This is a genomic window from Pseudomonas sp. 8AS (assembly GCF_902506505.1).
In the GTDB taxonomy this organism is placed as follows: Bacteria; Pseudomonadota; Gammaproteobacteria; order Pseudomonadales; family Pseudomonadaceae; genus Aquipseudomonas.
Genome location: NZ_LR733406.1, coordinates 2,243,925 through 2,263,342, shown reverse-complemented (window position 1 = coordinate 2,263,342; position 19,418 = coordinate 2,243,925). Strand labels below are relative to the sequence as shown.

The 19,418-nt window shown below is 65.7% G+C and carries 15 protein-coding genes and 5 tRNA genes; 5 read left to right on the top strand and 15 right to left on the bottom strand.

Annotated features, from left to right (window positions below; translation table 11 throughout):
• The 10 genes from edd to GV001_RS10525 all read right to left on the bottom strand — a co-directional run bounded on the left by edd (position 1) and on the right by GV001_RS10525 (position 7,386).
• The gene (gene edd / locus GV001_RS10570) at positions 1 to 1,815 is read right to left on the bottom strand and encodes a phosphogluconate dehydratase (protein ID WP_160079575.1); all 1,815 of its coding nucleotides are present in this window, start codon (positions 1,813 to 1,815) and stop codon (positions 1 to 3) included.
• A 149-nt stretch (positions 1,816 to 1,964) separates the two neighbouring features.
• Complete coding sequence (pgl, locus tag GV001_RS10565) at positions 1,965 to 2,648, bottom strand: 6-phosphogluconolactonase (RefSeq protein ID WP_160079574.1); 684 nt, start codon at positions 2,646 to 2,648, stop codon at positions 1,965 to 1,967.
• A 108-nt stretch (positions 2,649 to 2,756) separates the two neighbouring features.
• Positions 2,757 to 3,632, bottom strand: coding sequence for an alpha/beta fold hydrolase (locus GV001_RS10560; protein ID WP_160079573.1), 876 nt, complete (start codon positions 3,630 to 3,632; stop codon positions 2,757 to 2,759).
• A gap of 44 nt (positions 3,633 to 3,676) precedes the next feature.
• Positions 3,677 to 4,216 (bottom strand): TetR/AcrR family transcriptional regulator, encoded by a 540-nt coding sequence (locus tag GV001_RS10555; RefSeq protein ID WP_160079572.1) that lies wholly within the window; start codon positions 4,214 to 4,216, stop codon positions 3,677 to 3,679.
• Positions 4,217 to 4,393: 177 nt separating this feature from the next.
• Positions 4,394 to 4,469 (bottom strand) — tRNA-Glu (locus tag GV001_RS10550).
• A 49-nt stretch (positions 4,470 to 4,518) separates the two neighbouring features.
• Positions 4,519 to 4,594, bottom strand: a tRNA-Ala gene (locus GV001_RS10545).
• A 43-nt stretch (positions 4,595 to 4,637) separates the two neighbouring features.
• A tRNA-Glu gene (locus tag GV001_RS10540) sits at positions 4,638 to 4,713 on the bottom strand.
• A 46-nt stretch (positions 4,714 to 4,759) separates the two neighbouring features.
• A tRNA-Ala gene (locus GV001_RS10535) sits at positions 4,760 to 4,835 on the bottom strand.
• A gap of 113 nt (positions 4,836 to 4,948) precedes the next feature.
• Positions 4,949 to 6,430, bottom strand: a complete 1,482-nt coding sequence (gene gltX, locus GV001_RS10530; protein ID WP_160079571.1) for a glutamate--tRNA ligase — start codon at positions 6,428 to 6,430, stop codon at positions 4,949 to 4,951.
• 41 nt (positions 6,431 to 6,471) lie between these two features.
• On the bottom strand, positions 6,472 to 7,386 hold the full coding sequence (locus tag GV001_RS10525) for a LysR family transcriptional regulator (RefSeq protein ID WP_160079570.1): 915 nt from the start codon (positions 7,384 to 7,386) through the stop codon (positions 6,472 to 6,474).
• Between the two features lie 106 nt (positions 7,387 to 7,492).
• On the opposite strand from GV001_RS10525, the gene GV001_RS10520 reads away from it, so the two are divergent.
• The 3 genes from GV001_RS10520 (at position 7,493) to GV001_RS10510 (ending at position 11,072) form a co-directional block, all read left to right on the top strand.
• A complete protein-coding gene (locus GV001_RS10520; RefSeq protein ID WP_160079569.1) occupies positions 7,493 to 8,542 on the top strand; it encodes an HlyD family secretion protein in 1,050 nt (349 codons plus the stop codon).
• Positions 8,543 to 8,591: 49 nt separating this feature from the next.
• Positions 8,592 to 10,082 carry an MDR family MFS transporter gene (locus tag GV001_RS10515; RefSeq protein ID WP_178091855.1) on the top strand — a complete coding sequence of 497 codons (1,491 nt, stop codon included), beginning with the start codon at positions 8,592 to 8,594 and terminating at the stop codon, positions 10,080 to 10,082.
• 90 nt (positions 10,083 to 10,172) lie between these two features.
• Positions 10,173 to 11,072: an EamA family transporter gene (locus GV001_RS10510; RefSeq protein ID WP_160079567.1), complete on the top strand. Its 900-nt coding sequence runs from the start codon at positions 10,173 to 10,175 to the stop codon at positions 11,070 to 11,072.
• A gap of 42 nt (positions 11,073 to 11,114) precedes the next feature.
• Here the strand turns inward: GV001_RS10510 and uvrB are convergent, their stop codons facing one another.
• Positions 11,115 to 13,130, bottom strand: coding sequence for an excinuclease ABC subunit UvrB (uvrB, locus tag GV001_RS10505; protein WP_160079566.1), 2,016 nt, complete (start codon positions 13,128 to 13,130; stop codon positions 11,115 to 11,117).
• A gap of 190 nt (positions 13,131 to 13,320) precedes the next feature.
• Here uvrB and GV001_RS10500 point away from each other — a divergent pair, with 190 nt between their 5' ends.
• The gene (locus GV001_RS10500) at positions 13,321 to 14,517 is read left to right on the top strand and encodes an amino acid aminotransferase (protein ID WP_160079565.1); all 1,197 of its coding nucleotides are present in this window, start codon (positions 13,321 to 13,323) and stop codon (positions 14,515 to 14,517) included.
• Between the two features lie 67 nt (positions 14,518 to 14,584).
• A tRNA-Asn gene (locus GV001_RS10495) sits at positions 14,585 to 14,660 on the top strand.
• 644 nt (positions 14,661 to 15,304) lie between these two features.
• On the opposite strand, the gene sthA is transcribed toward GV001_RS10495, so the two are convergent.
• From sthA to nqrF, 4 genes are all read right to left on the bottom strand, one after another.
• On the bottom strand, positions 15,305 to 16,699 hold the full coding sequence (gene sthA, locus GV001_RS10490) for a Si-specific NAD(P)(+) transhydrogenase (protein ID WP_160079564.1): 1,395 nt from the start codon (positions 16,697 to 16,699) through the stop codon (positions 15,305 to 15,307).
• Positions 16,700 to 16,817: 118 nt separating this feature from the next.
• Entirely contained in the window at positions 16,818 to 17,045 is a 228-nt protein-coding gene (gene nqrM / locus GV001_RS10485; protein WP_160079563.1) for a (Na+)-NQR maturation NqrM, read from the bottom strand.
• Positions 17,042 to 17,965: an FAD:protein FMN transferase gene (locus GV001_RS10480; protein ID WP_256664896.1), complete on the bottom strand. Its 924-nt coding sequence runs from the start codon at positions 17,963 to 17,965 to the stop codon at positions 17,042 to 17,044. The genes nqrM and GV001_RS10480 overlap by 4 nt, the downstream gene beginning before the upstream one ends.
• A 223-nt stretch (positions 17,966 to 18,188) precedes the next feature.
• The gene (gene nqrF, locus GV001_RS10475) at positions 18,189 to 19,415 is read right to left on the bottom strand and encodes an NADH:ubiquinone reductase (Na(+)-transporting) subunit F (protein WP_178091854.1); all 1,227 of its coding nucleotides are present in this window, start codon (positions 19,413 to 19,415) and stop codon (positions 18,189 to 18,191) included.
• Positions 19,416 to 19,418: the final 3 nt, after the last annotated feature.

The following is a 19,418-nucleotide window of genomic DNA, read 5'->3' as shown; positions in this document are numbered from 1 at the left end:
TCAGTCCCCCTCATCGAAAATACTTGCGCCGCGGTCGGCCGCACCGACCAGGCGGCGCTGCGCGGCAAACAGCTCGAGACCGTAGCCGGCCGCCAGCCCGGGCGGCGCCTCGGCCAATGGGCGCGTTGCCAGCTCTGACGGCGCCAACTCGACGCGCAGCACACCGGCCAACGCATCCACTTCGAGCAGGTCGCCGTCCCGCAGGCGGGCCAGGGCGCCGCCCGCCGCCGCTTCCGGGGTCACATGCAGCGCCGCCGGCACCTGCCCGGAAGCGCCGGACAGGCGCCCGTCGGTGACCAGCGCAACCTTCTGCCCGGCCGCCTGCAGGTTGGCCAGCAGCGGCATCAGCTTGTGCAGTTCGGGCATGCCGTTGGCCCGCGGCCCCTGGAAGCGCACCACCAGCACCAGATCGCCGCTCAGCTCGCCGGCCTGATAGGCGGCCTGCACCGCGGCCTCGCTGGCAAATACCCGCGCCGGGGCGCGCACCTGCCAGTGCGCCGGATCGACCGCGGAAGTCTTGAGCATGGCGCGACCCAGGTTGCCTTCGAGCAGGCTGAAGCCCCCTTCGCGACTGAACGGCTCGGCCACCGGCCGGACGATCTCCGGCGCCGGGCTCTGCGCCGGCAGCTCGCGCCAGGCCAGGCGCCCCTGATCCAGCCAGGGCTCGCGGGCGTAGTCGGCCAGCTCGGCGCCGGCCGCGGTGGCCACATCGCCGTGCATCAGCCCGGCACCGAGCAGTTCGCGGATGATCCAGGCCGGCCCGCCGGCGGCCTGGAACTGGTTCACGTCGGCCGCACCATTGGGATAGACCCGCGCCAGCAACGGCACCACCCTGGACAGCGCGGCGAAGTCTTCCCAGAGCAGCTCATAACCGGCGGCCCGGGCGATGGCCGGCAGGTGCAGGCCATGATTGGTCGAGCCGCCGCTGGCCAGCAGGGCCACCACGGCGTTGATCAGCGCTCGCCCATCGATCTGCTCGCCGACCGGCAAATAGCGCTCGCCCTTCGAACTGTTGCGCGCCACCAGGCGCGCCGCCTCGTCGGTCAGCGCATCGCGCAATGGCGTATAGGGGTGGACGAAGGCTGAGCCCGGCACGTGCAGGCCCATGGCCTCCATCAGCAACTGGTTGGTGTTGGCGGTGCCGTAGAAAGTGCAGGTGCCGGCCTCATGGTAGGCGGCCAGTTCGGCGGCGAGCAGCTCGTCGCGGCCGACCTCGCCGCGCACATAGCGCTGGCGCACGGCGGCCTTGTCCTTGTTGGCCAGGCCGCTGTGCATCGGCCCGGCCGGGACGAACAGCGCCGGCAGATGGCCGAACTGCAGGGCGCCGATCAGCAGGCCCGGCACTATCTTGTCGCACACCCCGAGATAGAGGGCGCCGTCGAAGATGCCGTGGGTCAGGCCGATGGCCGTGGCCTGGGCGATCAGGTCGCGGGAAAACAGCGACAGCTGCATGCCCGCCTCGCCCTGGGTGATGCCGTCGCACATGGCCGGCACGCCGGCGGCGAACTGCGCGGTGGCGCCATGGCGGGCCAGGGCCTGCTTGAGCCGCTCGGGATAGTCGCGCAGCGGTGCATGGGCCGAGAGCAGATCGTTGTAGCTGGAGACGATGGCGATATGGGCCGCGCCGCCCTGCTTCATGATCAGCCGCGCATCGCTGTCCTGCGCGGCCAGCGCATGGGCCAGGTTGGAGCAGCCCAGATGCTGGCGCGGAGCGCGCTGCGCGGCCTCCTGCAGGCGCGCCAGGTAGCGCGCGCGGCGCGCGGCGGAGCGCTGCTCCAGCGCGGCGGTAACCTGTTCGACAACGGCATTGAGCATCAGGGTATTCGCTTTTTACTCAGGTAAGCCCTGAGTGTAACGGCTTAGAACCTGCTCGGGGTCACCAGGACAGCGGTTGCCGTAGGGTGCGCCGCGCGCACCGGGACAATCTGCGGGTTTTGCGGTGCGCACAACGCCACCTCAACGACTCAAGGCGCCCAGTAGATGCGCAAGGGGTTCAGGCCGTTGTGGTACAGCGCATGCAGCGGCAGCTCGCGGCTCGCCACCTCACCACGGGCGACCCGTTCGATCAGCTCGCGCTTGGCCGCACCAAAGGCGAGCAGGCCCAACCACCCTGTCTGGCAGAGCATGCTCAGATTCAGCGACAGACGCTGGCACGGCTCGCTCGGCGCCCAGGCCGGCAGCGCGGCGGGCTCGGCCGCCTGGTCGAGGGCCGCGGCCAAACCCGCCATGCCCGGAAACAGCGAGGCAAAATGACCGTCTTCGCCCATCCCCAGCAGCACCGCGGCAAACGGCAACCAGCCGAGCAGATGCGCCTGCCATTGACTGGCCGCACGTTGCGGGCTGTCTCCCTGGCGCGGGTCGAGGCAGTTCGCCCGGGCCAGGGCCGCATGCAACAAGCGATGGTTGCTGCGTGGATCATCGGCCGCCACCCAGCGCTCATCGGTGGGCGACAGGTCGATGCGCGCCCAGTCCAGAGGCTGCGCGGCCAACTGCGGCAACAGCACCTGCGGGCTACTGCCGCCGGGCAACAGCAACGCGGCACGCGCCTGCTGCGTGAGAACCCGATTCAGCACCTGCGCCAGGTCGCTGGCCAACTGCTCGGCACAGCGCTGGCGATCGGCGAATTCGAGGAAAACGGCTGGTTTCATGGTGCACTGCAAGGCTGCGGAAGAGCCGGCATCATGCGCCAAGTTGGCCACGCACCCAAGCACCGCAACCTGGCGACGGACAGCATTCGCCGCCAGGCTTAATGCCACTCAAGAAGCCAGTGCCGGCCGGTGTACCACACCGGCGACCGCGCGAGGTGATGCAGCGGCTGACGGATCGGCGCTGCCAAGCAGTTCCAGCACCGCCTCGGCCAGTTGCGGGTCGGCCAGCAGCTTGCTGTGGCCACCACTGGGCAGATGCAGCAGGCGGCTGTCGGGCCAGGCGGCATGAATACTCTGCGCCTCGCTACTGGGTACCATCTGGTCATCCGCGGCATGCACCACCAAGCCGGGGAAGTCCAGTTGGTAGCGCGCCGCATCCAGTTGCGCCGCCGGCATGCCGGCACTGCTCTCGACCATGCGTACGAACTGCGCCCGCGCCTGCCTGGGCAGGCCGACGAAGTGGGCAAAGCGACGCAGGGCACCGATGATCCGCGCCGGAGCCGAGATGGTCACCAAGGCCTCGGTGCGCAGTCCCAACTGAGTCGCCAGCAGCGCACTGGCGCCGCCCATGGAGTGGCCGATCACCGCCCTCAGCGGCGGCAACTCGCTGGACGCCTCCAGCAGGGCGCGGGCAAACAGCACCACGTTGGCCTCATGCCCGGGCGAACGGCCGTGAGCCGGTGCATCCAGCGCGACCACGCCATAGCCGGCGCGCACCAGCGCCTGGATCAGGTAGGCGAACTGGGTCGGCCGCCCTTCCCAGCCATGCAGCAACAGCACGGCCGGCCCCTGCCCCCAGCGCAAGGCGGACAGGCCGAAGCGCAAGGTGATGCGCTCGGCCGAGGCCAGCAGCGGCAACTCCCAGTCGCGCGGCGGCAAATCGCGTGGGGTGAGGAACGCCCGGTGCATCTTGCTGGCTGCCAACTCGGGAGCCAAACGACCCACAGTGGCATTGAAGCCACGAACCCAGCTCAGGCTGCTCATTTCGCTTCTCCTCACTCTCAAGCCCGGTGGTGCCGGGCACACTTTCAGACGACCGCCGACTTGGCGGCCCGCAGAACTCGATCAGACAACTCGCCCGCGCCCAACGCCCGGGCGATCGCCAGACCGCCAACCATCAGCGCCAGATCGGCCAGCGCCTTGTCGGCCTCTTCCGGGCTGCCAGCCAGCTCGGCGACCATCAGCTCAAGATGCTCGGCCAGGCTGGAGCGAAAACTCTCCGGCAAACGCGTCAGCTCGCCCAGCGAGCTGGGCAGCGGACAGCCATCGTCCTGGCTGTCACGGTGCTTGCGCGACAGGTAGAAGGCCGCCACCAGGGCGCGCCGCTCCTGGGCAGGAAGATCGGCATCCAGCTGCTTGAGCAGGCTGCGACGACGGCCGAGCAGCTGGCGGAAAGCCTCAAGCATCAGCGCATCCTTGCTCTCGAAGTGGGCATAGAAGCCCCCCACCGTCAGCCCCGCCGCCCCCATCACCTCACCCACGCGGGGCTCCGCCGGACCACGCTGGATCAACGCGGCAGTGGCGGCGGCAAGGATGCGTTCGCGGGTCCGGGCCTTCTTTTCGCTCATGGCTGCCTCCAAAAATATTATGATCGAAATATTATGCGCATAATAAATTTACGCAAGCACCAGGCGCGACCATTGGTCGGCGGGCTATTTACGAGGAAGAAGATTTGCGGTGGCGGAAAAACAAAAGGGCCACTCCGTAAGAGTGACCCTTGAAGCCCGCAAAACGCGGAAAGAAAATGGCGTCCCCTAGGGGACTCGAACCCCTGTTACCGCCGTGAAAGGGCGGTGTCCTAGGCCACTAGACGAAGGGGACGTAACCTTCGAAGAACAAGGCCAGCCCTTAGGCTGGCCTTGTCAGTGATTGGTGGAGCTAGACGGGATCGAACCGTCGACCTCTTGCATGCCATGCAAGCGCTCTCCCAGCTGAGCTATAGCCCCGGATTTTGCGTCTCTCGACGTGCAGTGCAAGCACTGCGCAAAGTGGCGTCCCCTAGGGGACTCGAACCCCTGTTACCGCCGTGAAAGGGCGGTGTCCTAGGCCACTAGACGAAGGGGACGAAACCTTCATTCACTCGAACGGCTGGAATTCGTTCGGTGGCAATTTGGTGGAGCTAGACGGGATCGAACCGTCGACCTCTTGCATGCCATGCAAGCGCTCTCCCAGCTGAGCTATAGCCCCGTCGCGTTGGACGGGGCGCATATTAGGGGCGAGGGCATGGGCTGTCAACACTATTTTTCATTCGACCCTAATATTTTTTGCCGAAAGAACAACCACTTACCCTCACCCACCGCTCAGCGGAAAGATTCCAGCAGCTTCTTCCACTCTTTGCTCTCACCGTTGCTGACGCCGCCGAGCAGCTCGATGGCCTGGCGCAGACGGAAGCGCGACAGGTCGGCACCGAGGATTTCCATGGCGTCCAGCACCGACACCGAGCTGGCCTTTCCGGTGATGGCCGGGAAGATCAGCGGCATCAGGTCGCGCAGCTTGAGGCCTAGGCCCGCGCAGACGAACTGAATGCTCTCGGTGATCTTCTCCTTGTCCCACTGGCGCAGCGCTTCCAGCTCCCACAGCAGCAGCTGCAGGGCCTGGCGCACCTGATCCGGGGTCAGCTTCTTGTGTACCAGCAGGGCGGGATCGAGCTGCACGCCGCCGCTGAAGAAGAAGCTGGCCAGCGGCGCGATGTCGCTGAAGGTTTCGACCCGCTGCTGCACATGGGGGGCGATCTGCATCAGGTACCGGGAATTGAACGCCCAGTCCTGCACGCGCTTGGCGAAGTCTTCCACCGGCAGCTCGCGCAGCCACTGGCCGTTGAGCCAGGACAGCTTCTCCACGTCGAAGATCGGCCCGCCGAGAGACACGCGCGACAGGTCGAAGTGTTCGATCATCTCATTGAGCGAGAACTTCTCGCGTTCGTCCGGCATCGACCAACCCATGCGCCCCAGGTAGTTGAGCAGCGCCTCGGGCATGAAGCCCATGCGCTCGTAGAAGGTGATGCAGGTGGGGTTCTTGCGCTTGGACAGCTTGGACTTGTCCGGATTGCGCAGCAGCGGCATGTAGCACAGCTTGGGCTGCTCCCAGCCGAAGTACTCGTACAGCTTGATCAGCTTGGGCGCCGACGGCAGCCACTCCTCGCCGCGCAGAACGTGGGTGATTTCCATCAGGTGATCGTCGACCACGTTGGCCAGGAAGTAGGTGGGCAGGCCGTCGGCCTTCATCAGCACCTGCATGTCCATGCGGTCCCACGGGATCTCCACGTCGCCGCGCAGCATGTCCGGCACCACGCAGACGCCTTCGCTCGGCACCTTCATGCGCACCACGTGAGACTCGCCGGCGGCAATGCGCTTTTGCGCCTCTTCCGGCACCAGATGCATGCAGTGACCGTCGTAGCGCGGGGTTTCCTTCTTCGCCATCTGCTCGGCGCGCACCTGGTCCAGGCGCTCGGCGGAGCAGAAACAGGGGAAGGCGTGGCCCTTGGCGACCAACTCGTCCGAGTACTTCTTGTAGATCGCGCCACGCTCGCTCTGCCGGTACGGGCCATGCGGGCCGCCGACGTCCGGGCCTTCGTTCCACTCGATACCCAGCCAGCGCAGGGCGTCGAATATCTGCTGCTCGGACTCGCGGGTCGAACGCAGCTGATCGGTGTCCTCGATGCGCAGGATGAACTCGCCGCCATGCTGGCGGGCGAAGCACAGGTTGAACAGGGCGATGTAGGCGGTACCGACGTGCGGATCACCGGTGGGCGACGGCGCGATACGAGTGCGGACTTTGGTCATGACGATTCTCGGAACAATGAGGCGAAACGGATGGAAACAGCTCAGGGGCGCGATGTTAACAGGCCCGCCCCTGGCGGCTCCAGCAGACTGCTGCGCGGCAGGCTGGCCATGAGGAAGTCGAGGAAGGCCTTGACCTTCATCGCCTGGAAACGCCGCGATGGATAGACCGCATACAGCTCGCTTACCGGCAACCGGGCATCAGGCAGTAACGGCACCAGACGACCGTCCTGCACCGCCTCCTCGGTGATCATCAGCGGCAATCCGGCGACTCCCGCACCCGCCACTGCCGCCTCGCGGGCCAGGGTGATGTTGTTGCACGACAGCACGCGCTGGCAGGCCACCTGCTCGCCGAGCAGCGGCCAGTAGCGCGGCGAATCCTGCGGCAGCAGGATGGCGCGGTGCCCGCTGAGCCCCGCGATGCTCTGCGGAGTACCGTGCAGGGCCAGGTAATCCGGGCTGGCGCACAGACGCCGGCCACTCTCGAACAGCTTGCGCGCGATCAGCGTGGAGTCGTGTGGCTGGCCGACCTGGATGGCGATATCCACCCCCTCCTCCACCGGGTCGACATCGCGCGAGGTCAGCTCAACCTCGGCACTGATCTGCGGGTACTGGCGCATGAACCGCCCGAGCACGCCGCCGAGGAACAATTGGCCGAACTCGATGGGCGCGGTGATGCGCAGCAGCCCGGACGGCTCCTGCTGCAACTGCATCACCGCCTGCTCGGCCTCGGCGAAGTCGAGCATGATCTGCCGACAACGCTCGTAGTAAGCCTGGCCCACTTCCGTCAGGCGCAGCTTGCGCGTGGTGCGGTTGAGCAGGCGCACGCCCAGGCGCTCCTCGAGCAGGGCGATGCGCCGGCTGACCGTGGACTTCTGCATGCCCAGGCTCTGCGCTGCCTGGGTGAAACTGTGGCACTCCACCACGCGAGTGAAGATCAAGGCATCATCGAGGCCCATTATTGTTCCCTATAAACAACAAAGCATGCCAATTCTAGCGGCTATAACACTGGCAGCAACACTGTTAGATTTGCTTACACTTACGCCAGCCGTTTGAGCCCCTGCCATGCCTGCAAAACTGCAACGCCGCCTGTCCGTGTTCCTCGCCCTCGTCGCTCTGCTCGCCCTGGCCCTGTTCGGCCACTGGCTGCTGGTCGGACGTTTTCACGAGAGCACCGACAACGCCTATGTGCAGGGCGAGATCACCCGCATCTCCAGCCAGCTCGGCGCCCGTATCGAGCAGGTGCTGGTGCAGGACAACCAGCACGTGGAACAAGGCCAGCTGCTCGCCACCCTGGAAAGTGCCGACTTCCAACTGGCCCTCGACCGCGCCCGCGCCACCCTGGCCACCCGCGAGGCCGAACTGGCCCAGGCGCAAAGCCGCCTGAGCCAGCAGGCCAGTCTGATTGCCGCCAGCCGCGCCGACGTCGGTGCCAGCCAGGCCACCCTCAGCCGCACGCAGATCGACCTGTCCCGCGCGCAGACCCTGCGCAAGCCCGGCTATGTCTCCGAGGAGCGGGTCACCACCCTGGCCGCCGACAGCCGCGTGGCCCTCTCCCAGGTCGCCAAGGCCGAGGCGGATCTGAGCGCCCAGCGCCAGCAGGTCGACGCCCTGAACGCCGAGGTCAAGCGCCTCGAGGCGCAGATCGCCAACGCCCGCGCAGATATCGCCCAGGCCGAGTTGAACCTGGCCCGCACGCAGATCCACGCCCCACTCAGCGGTATCGTCGGCCAGCGTTCGGCGCGCAATGGCCAGGTGGTGCAGGCCGGCGCCTACCTGCTGTCGATCGTGCCCAATGACGACATCTGGGTGCAGGCCAACTTCAAGGAAACCCAGATCGGCCGCATGCAACCGGGGCAGACGGCCGAGCTGACCTTCGATGCCTACCCCGACACGCCAATAGAGGCGCGCATCGACAGCCTGTTCGCCGCCTCCGGCGCGCAGTTCAGCCTGCTGCCGCCGGACAACGCCACCGGCAACTTCACCAAGGTGGTGCAGCGCATCCCGGTGAAGCTGACCTTCGCCGCGGACAACCCGCTCAAGGGCAGGATCCGTCCGGGCATGTCGGTCGAGGTCAAGGTCGACATCCGCGGCGACCAACGCCATGGCGGCTGATGAACTGATCCGCCCCGTCGGCGAACCCAGCCGGCGCGACTGGATCGCAGTGATGAGCGCCATGCTCGGCGCCTTCATGGCGGTGTTGGATATCCAGATCACCAACTCCTCGCTGAAGGACATCCAGGGCGCGTTGTCGGCCACCCTGGAGGAAGGCTCATGGATTTCCACCTCCTACCTGGTGGCGGAGATCATCATGATCCCGCTCACCGCCTGGCTGGTGCAGCTGCTCTCGGCGCGGCGCCTGGCAGTGTGGGTGTCGCTGGGCTTTCTCGCCTCCTCCCTGCTCTGCTCGATGGCCTGGAACCTGGAGAGCATGATCGTGTTCCGCGCCCTGCAGGGCTTCACCGGCGGCGCGCTGATTCCACTGGCCTTCACCCTGACCCTGATCAAGCTGCCGGAACACCACCGGGCCAAGGGCATGGCGCTGTTTGCCATCACAGCCACCTTCGCCCCCTCCATCGGCCCGACCCTGGGCGGCTGGCTGACGGAAAACTGGGGCTGGGAATACATTTTCTACATCAACGTGCCGCCAGGCCTGATGATGATCGCCGGGCTGATGTACGGTCTGGAGAAGAAGGCGCCCCACTGGGAACTGCTGAAAAGCACCGACTACGGCGGCATTCTCACCCTGGGCCTGGGTCTGGGCTGCCTGCAGGTGTTTCTCGAGGAAGGCCATCGCAAGGACTGGCTGGAGTCCAGCCTGATCGTGGGCCTCGGCTCGATCGCGCTGATCAGCCTGTGCCTGTTCGTCATCCTGCAGTTCTCCCGCGACAACCCGCTGATCAACCTGCGCATCCTGCGCGAGCGCAACTTCGGCCTGACCAGCATCGCCAGCCTGGGCATGGGCCTGGGCCTGTACGGCTCGATCTACCTGCTGCCGCTGTACCTGGCGCAGATCCAGAACTACAGCGCCCTGCAGATCGGCGAAGTGATCATGTGGATGGGCCTGCCGCAGCTGTTCATCATCCCGCTGGTGCCGCTGCTGATGAAGGTGGTTCCGCCCAAGCTGCTGTGCGCCCTGGGTTTCGGCCTGTTCGGCTTCTCCAGCTTCGCCTCCGGGGTGCTCAACCCGGACTTCGCCGGCGAGCAGTTCAACCATATCCAGATCATCCGCGCCCTCGGCCAGCCGATGATCATGGTCACCGTGTCGCTGATCGCCACCGCCTATATCCAGGCCCAGGACGCCGGCTCCGCCTCCAGCCTGTTCAACATCCTGCGCAACCTCGGTGGCGCCATCGGCATCGCCCTGCTCGCCACCCTGCTCGACAGCCGCAGCAAGGCCTACTTCGACTACCTGCGCGAAGCCCTGGTACCCGGCAACCCACAGGTGGACGAGCGCCTGGCCCTGCTCACCGAGCAGCTCGGCAGCCAGCAGGCCGCACTGGGCAAACTGAGCCAGATCGTGCACCAGCAGGCCAGCATCATGGCCTACAATGACGCTTTCCATTTCGTCGGCCTGGCGCTGGGCATCAGCATGATCGCCGTGCTCCTGACCCGCGCACTGCCACCGGGCACCACCGGCGGCGCTGCCCACTGACCCACCCACGATCCGGCCGACGCGGCGGATCGTGGCGAGGTTCCAGCCCGCACGCGCCCCAAGTGGCGCGTCGTCGTTCAAGGTTTCGCAATGCCCGCTTCCGCCACGCGCACCCGCTCCCTGCTGCTGATCGCGGCCTTCCTGGTCATCTATGTCGGCTGGGGCACCACCTACCTGGCCAACCACTTCCTCCTGCGCGAGCTGCCGCCCTTCGTCATCGGTACCCTGCGCTTCCTGTGCGCCGGCGTGCTGGCCCTGCTCTGGGCGCTGAGCCGTGGCGACACGCAGATGCAGCAGGGCAACTGGGGCAGTGCCCTGATCGGCGGCCTGCTGCTGATCGCCTTCGGCCAGGGTGCGCTGATCTACGCCAACCAGCACCTGCCCACCGGCCTGCTGGCGATGCTCTACACCAGCCTGCCGCTGTGGAGCGTGGCCCTGGAGTGGCTGCTCGGCGAACGCCCGCCGTTCTGGGTGCTGCTGGGCCTGGCCCTGGCCAGCGGCGGCATCGTGCTGCTGATGGGTAACGGCCTGGGTGCCGAAAGCGGCGCGCTGCAATGGTTTTCCGGCGGCCTGACCCTGCTCGCCACCCTGCTCTGGGCCATCGGCGCCTGGTGGATGCGCCAGCGCCCGCCGTTCCGCTCCAGCTGGCTGGGGCTGAGCCTGCAGATGCTGATCGGCGCAGCGATGCTCGCCGGCCTGGCCCTGGTCGAGGGCGACTGGCAGGCGCTGCACCTCGGCGGGCTGTCCCGGGATGGCTGGCTGTGGCTGGCCTATCTGGTACTGCCGGTCAGCCTGGGCGTGTACCCGGCATATTTCTGGCTGCTGCGCGAGGTACGCCCGAGCCTGGTGTCGACCTTCGCCTTCGTCAATCCGGTGGTCGCCCTGCTGCTGGGTTACCTGATCCTCGGCGAACAGCTCAGCCTCAGCGCCGGCCTGGCCTGCCTGGCGACCCTGACCGGGGTGTCGCTGATCATCCTGGGCCGGCGCTGATCGCCCCGCCCCGCTTCTCCTGAAACCCGGATTGCATCCGGGCTAGACCTGCAACAAGCGCTCGCGCAGCTTGTGGATTTCGTCGCGCAGCTGCGCGGCGGCCTCGAATTCCAGGTCGCGGGCCAGCTGGTACATCTTCTCTTCCAGCTGGCGGATGCGCTTGCCGATCTCGCTGGGCGAACGCAGCTCGGCTTCGTAGCGCGCACTCTCCTCGGCGGCCTTAGCCATGCCCTTGCGCTTGTTGCTGCGCGAGCCAGGCACGGTGGCGCCTTCGAGGATGTCCTGGATGTCCTTCTTCACCCCCTTGGGCACGATGCCGTTGGCTTCGTTGAAGGCGATCTGCTTGTTGCGCCGCCGCTCGGTCTCGCCGATGGCGCGCTCCATAGAGCCGGTCATGCGGTCGGCATAGAGGATCGCTTTGCCGTTGAGGTTGCGCGCGGCGCGGCCGATGGTCTGGATCAGCGAGCGCTCGCTGCGCAGGAAGCCTTCCTTGTCCGCATCGAGAATCGCCACCAGCGACACCTCGGGCATGTCCAGGCCCTCGCGCAGCAGGTTGATCCCCACCAGCACGTCGAAGGCACCAGTGCGCAGGTCGCGGATGATCTCGACCCGCTCTACCGTGTCAATGTCCGAGTGCAGGTAGCGCACCTTGACCCCGTGGTCGCCCAGGTAGTCGGTAAGGTCCTCGGCCATGCGTTTGGTCAGGGTAGTGACCAGCACCCGCTCCTCCACTGCCACGCGCTTGGTGATTTCCGACAGCAGGTCGTCAACCTGGGTACGCGCCGGGCGTACCTCGATCTGCGGGTCGACCAGACCGGTCGGGCGCACCACCTGCTCAACCACCCGCCCGGCATGCTCGGCCTCGTAGGGTCCGGGCGTGGCGGAAACGAAGATGGTCTGCGGGCTGGCCGCCTCCCACTCCTCGAAGCGCATGGGCCGGTTATCCAGCGCCGAGGGCAGACGGAAGCCGTACTCGACCAGGGTTTCCTTGCGCGAACGGTCACCCTTGTACATGGCGCCGACCTGCGGCACCGACACGTGGGACTCGTCGATCACCAGCAGCGCCTGATCCGGCAGATAGTCATAGAGAGTCGGTGGCGGCTCACCCGGGCCGCGCCCGGAGAGGTAGCGCGAGTAGTTTTCGATGCCGTTGCAGTAGCCCAGTTCGAGGATCATCTCCAGGTCGAAGCGGGTGCGCTGCTCCAGGCGCTGCGCCTCGACCAGCTTGTTGTTGGCGCGCAGGTAGTCCAGGCGCTCCTTAAGCTCAACCTTGATCTTCTCCACCGCCTCCAGCAGCACTTCACGCGGGGTGACGTAGTGGCTCTTGGGGTAGAAGGTGAAGCGCGGCAGCCGGCGTATCACTTCGCCGGTCAACGGGTCGAAGGCCGAGATGCTTTCCACCTCGTCGTCGAACAGCTCGATGCGGATCGCCTCCAGGTCCGATTCGGCCGGGAAGATATCGATCACATCGCCGCGCACGCGGAAGGTGGCGCGAGCGAAGTCCATGTCGTTGCGGGTGTATTGCAGATCGGCCAGGCGCCGCAGCAGCGCGCGCTGGTCCAGCTTGTCGCCACGATCGACGTGCAACACCATCTTCAGGTAGCTCTCGGGGCTACCCAGGCCGTAGATGCACGACACGGTGGTGACGATGATCGCGTCGGGGCGTTCGAGCAGGGCCTTGGTCGCCGACAGGCGCATCTGCTCGATATGGTCGTTGATCGAGGCATCCTTCTCGATGAAGGTATCGGAGGACGGGACGTAGGCCTCGGGCTGGTAGTAATCGTAATAGGAAACGAAATACTCCACCGCGTTGTTCGGGAAGAAGCTCTTGAACTCGCCGTAGAGCTGCGCGGCCAGGGTCTTGTTCGGCGCCAGCACCAGGGTCGGGCGCTGGATCTGGGCAATCACGTTGGCGATGCTGAAGGTCTTGCCCGAGCCGGTCACCCCGAGCAGGGTCTGGTGCGACAGACCGGCCTGCAACCCCTCGACCAGCTGGCGAATGGCCTCCGGCTGGTCGCCAGCCGGCTTGAAGCGGGTGACGAGCTGAAATTCCGACATCGACGAACCTCGGCAAACAACTGTGACGCGGCGCGATTGCGGGCGTCATAGCTAACGCAATAAAGCATGCGAGCGATATCGCCCCATGCAACCTTGGCCGCTATAATACCGGCCCGTCCAGGCAACCCCTAGCCTCAGTCGTCGCAGGGTTTTGCCGCCCCCCCTACCTTCCTCTCCGAGCTGCCGCATCATGAGTCTGTTCTCTGCCGTCGAAATGGCACCGCGCGACCCGATTCTGGGCCTGAATGAAGCCTTCAACGCCGACCCCCGCGCCACCAAGGTCAACCTTGGCGTGGGCGTCTACTTCACCGAGGAAGGACGGATTCCCCTTCTGCGTGCCGTTGCCGAAGCCGAAAAAGCCCGCATCGAAGCCCACGCTCCGCGCGGCTATCTGCCGATCGAAGGCATCGCCGCCTATGACAGCGCCGTACAGAAGCTGCTGTTCGGCGCGGATTCCGCCCTACTGGCCGAAGGCCGCGTGGTCACCACCCAGGCCGTCGGCGGTACCGGCGCACTGAAGACCGGCGCCGACTTCCTCAAGCGCCTGCTGCCAAACGCCGTGGTTGCCATCAGCGACCCGAGCTGGGAAAACCACCGCGCCCTGTTCGAATCCGCCGGTTTCCCGGTGCAGAACTACCGCTACTATGACGCCGCCACCCACGGCGTGAACCGCGCCGGCCTGCTGGAAGACCTGCAGAACCTGCCAGCCCGCTCGGTGGTCGTGCTGCACGCCTGCTGCCACAACCCGACCGGCGTCGACCTGTCGCTGGACGACTGGAAAGCCGTGCTGGAAGTGCTGCGCGAGCGCGAGCACGTACCCTTCCTCGACATCGCCTACCAGGGCTTCGGTGACGGCATCGAACAGGATGCCTTCGCCGTGCGCCTGTTCGCCGAGTCCGGCCTGCCGTTCTTCGTCTCCAGCTCCTTCTCCAAGTCCTTCTCGCTGTACGGCGAGCGCGTCGGTGCCCTGTCCATCGTCACCGCCAGCAAGGAAGAAGCCGGCCGTGTGCTGTCGCAGGCCAAGCGCGTGATCCGCACCAACTACTCCAACCCGCCGACCCACGGCGCCACCGTGGTCGCCAGCGTGCTCAACAGCCCCGAGCTGCGCGCACTGTGGGAAGATGAACTGGGCGAGATGCGCCAGCGCATTCGCGACATGCGCCTGGCCATGGTCGAGCAACTGGCCGCCCTCGGCGCCAAGCGCGACTTCAGCTTCGTCGCGCGCCAGCGCGGCATGTTCTCCTACTCCGGCCTGACCGCCGAGCAGGTCGAGCGCCTGAAGAACGAGTTCGCCATCTACGCGGTCGGCACCGGACGCATCTGCGTCGCCGCACTCAACCGCAGCAACCTGGATGCCGTGACCAAGGCCATCGTTCAGGTTCTCTGAAAAAATCCGGGAAGTCCCCACAGGGTGTTGACTTCCCCTTTTTAATCAGTAGGATACGCACCGCAGTTCCGCGATAGCTCAGTCGGTAGAGCAAATGACTGTTAATCATTGGGTCCCTGGTTCGAGTCCAGGTCGCGGAGCCAAATTCAAAAGCCCCTGGTGAAAGCCTGGGGCTTTTTTTATGGCTATGTACCAATAGCGTGTTGAATGGGCGCATACCATCCGTGGGCGCGAGCCCTGCATTGTAGGGTGCTCCATGCGCACCTGATGGCCTCAGGGCACCCTGCTGAGCTGATTGCCGAGCGGCTGATAGTTTGGGTTTCGCCCACCCGGGCGAGTCACTTTCTCTTGCTCGCACAAGAGAAAGTAACCAAAGAGAAGTGCGCCCCGACATCCGGCCCTGCGCTTCGCTCCGGGTGCCCTCCCTCCGGCGCCGCTCCGGGGGCCGGCTTACAAGGGCCATCCCTGGCCCTTTAAGCCTCTCACCGCATCCCTGCGGCTCGTCCCCCTGCGCAACACCTCCACTCGGCCTCCTGACGGGGACTCGGGCTCCGAGCTGCTTGATGGCTCGTTCTTGCCGCTACGCGGATTTGCTTTCCACCTATGCAAACCATGGAGCTGCATACAACACGCTATTGGGACATAGCCAACAAAAAACCGGCCCTCGGGCCGGTTTTTTGTTGCTGCGTCGTGCCTGGTCAGAAGCTCTCCCGGTTCGGCCAGCGCCACTCGCGGGAATCGCTGAAGGGATCCACCCCGACCGGCTCAGGCCACCGGTCGGAGCCGCTCAAAAAAGCCGGTTGAGACCGTCGAACGCCGCCACCCGATAGGCCTCGGCCATGGTCGGGTAGTTGAAGGTGGTGTTGACGAAGTACTTGATGCTGTTCGCCTCGCCCTTCTGGTTCATGATCGCCTGGCCGATGTGGACGATCTCCGAGGCCTGGTAGCCGAAGCAGTGCACGCCGAGGATTTCCAGGGTGTCGCGGTGGAACAGGATCTTCAGCATGCCCACCGGCTCGTGGGAGATCTGCGCCCGCGCCATGCCCTTGAAGAAGGCCTTGCCCACCTCGTAGGGGATCTTGGCCTGGGTCAGCTCCTTCTCGTTCTTGCCGATCGAGCTGATCTCCGGAATGGTGTAGATGCCGGTCGGCACGTCGTCGACGAAGCGCCAAGTGTCGTTCTCCACCGCACTGCCGGCGGCCGAACGACCCTGGTCGTAGGCGGCGCTGGCCAGGCTCGGCCAGCCGATCACGTCACCGGCGGCGAAGATATTGCCGATCTCGGTGCGGTAGGACTGATCCACCTCGATCTGCCCGCGGCCGTTGACCTTGATGCCGATGTTTTCCAGGCCCAGCTTGTCGGTGTTGCCGGTACGCCCGTTGCACCAGAGGAAGGCGTCGGCCTTGATCTTCTTGCCGGACTTGAGGTGCAGGATCACCCCGTGCTCCACGCCCTCGACGCGCTCGTACTCCTCGTTGTGACGGATCAGCACGTTGTTGTTGCGCAGGTGGTAGCTCAGCGCATCGGAGATCTCGTCGTCGAGGAAGCTGAGCAGCTGATCGCGGTTGTCGATCAGGTCGACCAGCACGCCCAGGCCGCTGAAGATCGAGGCGTACTCGGAGCCGATCACCCCGGCACCGTAGATGATGATCCGGCGCGGCGTGTGGGTCAGACTGAGGATGGTGTCGCTGTCGTAGATGCGCGGGTGGTGGAAGTCCACGTCGGCCGGGCGGTAGGGGCGCGAGCCGGTGGCGATGACGATCTGCTTGGCCACCAGTTTTTCCACCACGCCGCTGGGGCAGACCACTTCCACGGTCTGCTCGTCGGCGAAGCTGGCGGTGCCGAAGAACACGTCGATGCGGTTGCGCGCGTAGTAGCCGGTGCGCGAGGCGACCTGCTTGGCGATCACCCGCTCGGCGCTCTTCAGCACGTCGGGGAAGGAGAACCAGCGCGGCTCGCCGATCTGGCGGAACAGCGGGTTGGTGTTGTACTGCATGATCTGCCGCACCGAGTGGCGCAGGGCCTTGGACGGGATGGTGCCGAGGTGGGTGCAGTTGCCGCCGACCTGCGGGCGGTTGTCGACCACCGCCACCTTGCGCCCGGCCTTGGCCGCGTTCATTGCCGCGCCTTCACCCGCCGGGCCCGAGCCCAACACCACCACGTCGTAGTTGTAGACCGCCATGCTTACTCCTCATCACGCACCGGGCTTCGCGTCAGGAACCCGGACAGGGCTGCGGCACCCCATGGCCACAGCACTAGAATCGTCGGCACAGCTTAACCATGCCGGTTCGCGCCGCACATTAGCGCTTGGTCGCGTCGTAGGCGAGCTTTGTCTTCACTACATCCTGGTCGCGATTCACTTCCTCGCACTTCTCGCGGTTGCCGCCACAGATCGAACATTCCTTCTCGATGCCCAGATTGGCGATGCCGCCGCAGGAGCCGGCAATCGGCTTGCGCCCGAAGATCACACCGACGGCCATGCCCAATACCACCAGCAGCATGAGTCCGAATACCAGCAGCCAGGTCATGGTGTTTCTCCTGCGCCGAAATGGCGCTCGAAAGCGGGCGTCGCGCGGGTGGCGAAACCCTGGTCGGTACGGGTGACGAAGAAAGCGGCCACCTGCGCCTGCTCAGCGAAGGCATAGCCGCGTTCCGGCCCCAGCACCATCAATAGAGTAGACAGCCCGTCGGCGCGCAAAGTCGAGGGATCGACCACCGTCACCGCCGCCAGGCGATGACTGATAGGTGCGCCCGTTTGCGGATCGAGGGTATGCGAGTAACGCTTGCCGTCGCGCTCGAAGTAGTTGCGGTAGTCGCCGGAGGTGGAGACCCCCAGGCCATCCAGCACCAGGACCTTCTGCGCCACCTGGCGGTCATCGCGCGGCGCCTCGATGGCGATGCGCCAGGCGCTGCCGTCCGGCTTGCGCCCAAGCGCCTTGAGCTCACCGGTGACATCCAGCAGGTAGCTTTTCACACCCAGCTCGGCCAGGCGCGCGGCGATGCGATCGACCGTAGCGCCGGCGGCGATGCTGTTGAGATCCAGCTGCACGGCGGCGTCCTTGCACAGCTGCTCGCCGTCGATGCGCAGATGCTCATGGCCGACATTGGCCCGCACCATGGCAATCTCCTCGGCCGTCGGCACCCGCTCGCCGCGCGACTGCGGGCCGAAGCCCCAGAGATCCAGCAAAGGCTCCAGGGTCAGATCGAAGGCGCCGTCGCTGTCGGCGGCCAGCCGCTCGCCGAAACGCACCAATTCCAGCACGGCGGCCGGCATGGCGCGGCAGCTGCCGGCCGGCAGGCGATTGAATTCGGAAAGTTCGGAATCACTGCGCCAGGTGGACATCTGCTGGTCGACTTGCGCCAGCAGGCCCTCGACCTCGACCTTGAGGGCGGCGGGCTCGGGCGTACCCTCGCCTGCCAGGTACTTCAGCGAGTAGTGGCTGCCCATGGTCGGGCCGCCGAACTCCTCGATCTTTTCGCCGCAACCGGCCAGCAGGACGCTAGCCAGCAGCAGGCATATCGCGGGGCAAACTTGGCTTGAGTGGCGTAGCGAGCGCAGCGTATTGGGTCTCAGCCAGCGCGCCGGAACCGCAGTGTACGAGCAGTACATGAGGATTCCGAGCACTGCCTGAGGCACAAGACGCAAGCGCAGTAGCCAATCAGGCCGAGTTTTAGCCACCGAAGTCGTCCAGCAGAATATTCTCCCGCTCGACGCCCAGATCCAGCAGCATCTTGATCACGGCGGCGTTCATCATGGGCGGGCCGCACATGTAGAACTCGCAATCCTCGGGGGCCGGGTGGTCCTTGAGGTACTGCTCGAACAATACGTTGTGGATGAAGCCCTTGAGGCCGGTCCAGTTGTCTTCCGGCTGCGGATCGGACAGCGCCAGGTGCCACTGGAAGTTCGGGTTCTCCGCGGCGAGCTGGTCGTATTCCTCGACGTAGAAGGCCTCGCGCAGCGAGCGCGCACCGTACCAGAAGCTGATCTTGCGCTTGGAACCCAGGCGCTTGAGCTGGTCGAAGATGTGCGAGCGCATCGGCGCCATGCCGGCACCGCCGCCGATGAAGATCATCTCGGCGTCGGTGTCCTTGGCGAAGAACTCGCCGAACGGGCCATACACCGTGACCTTGTCACCCGGCTTGAGGTTGAACACCCAGGACGACATCTGGCCCGGCGGCAAGTGGTCCTTGCCCGGTGGCGGCGAGGCGATGCGGATGTTGAATTTGACGATGCCCTTCTCGTCCGGGTAGTTGGCCATGGAGTAGGCGCGGATCACCGGCTCCTCGACCTTGGACACGTACTTCCACTGGTTGAACTTGTCCCAGTCGCCACGGTACTCGGGCTGGATATCGAAGTCCTTGTAGTTGACCACGTGCGGCGGGCACTCCAGCTGCACGTAGCCGCCAGCGCGGAAGTCCACGCTCTCGCCTTCTGGCAGGCGCAGGGTCAGCTCCTTGATGAAGGTGGCGACGTTGGGGTTGGACTCCACCGTGCATTCCCACTTCTTCACGCCGAACACCGACTCTTCCACCTCGATGTGCATGTCCTGCTTGACCGGGGTCTGGCAGGACAGGCGCCAGCCGGCCTTGGCTTCGCGCTTGGTGAAGTGCGATTCCTCGGTCGGCAGCATCTCGCCGCCGCCGCTTTCGACGATGCACTTGCACTGCGCACAAGTGCCACCGCCGCCGCAGGCCGAGGACAGGAACACGTTGTTCGCCGCCAAGGTCTGCAGCAGCTTGCCGCCGGCCGGTACGGTCAGGGTGCGTTCGCCGTTGATGACGATGTTGACGTCGCCGCTGGAAACCAGCTTGGCGCGCGCCGCCAGGATGACCACCACCAGCGCCAGGACGATGGCGGTGAACATGCCGATGGCCAATGCGATTTCGAAACCCATCAGACG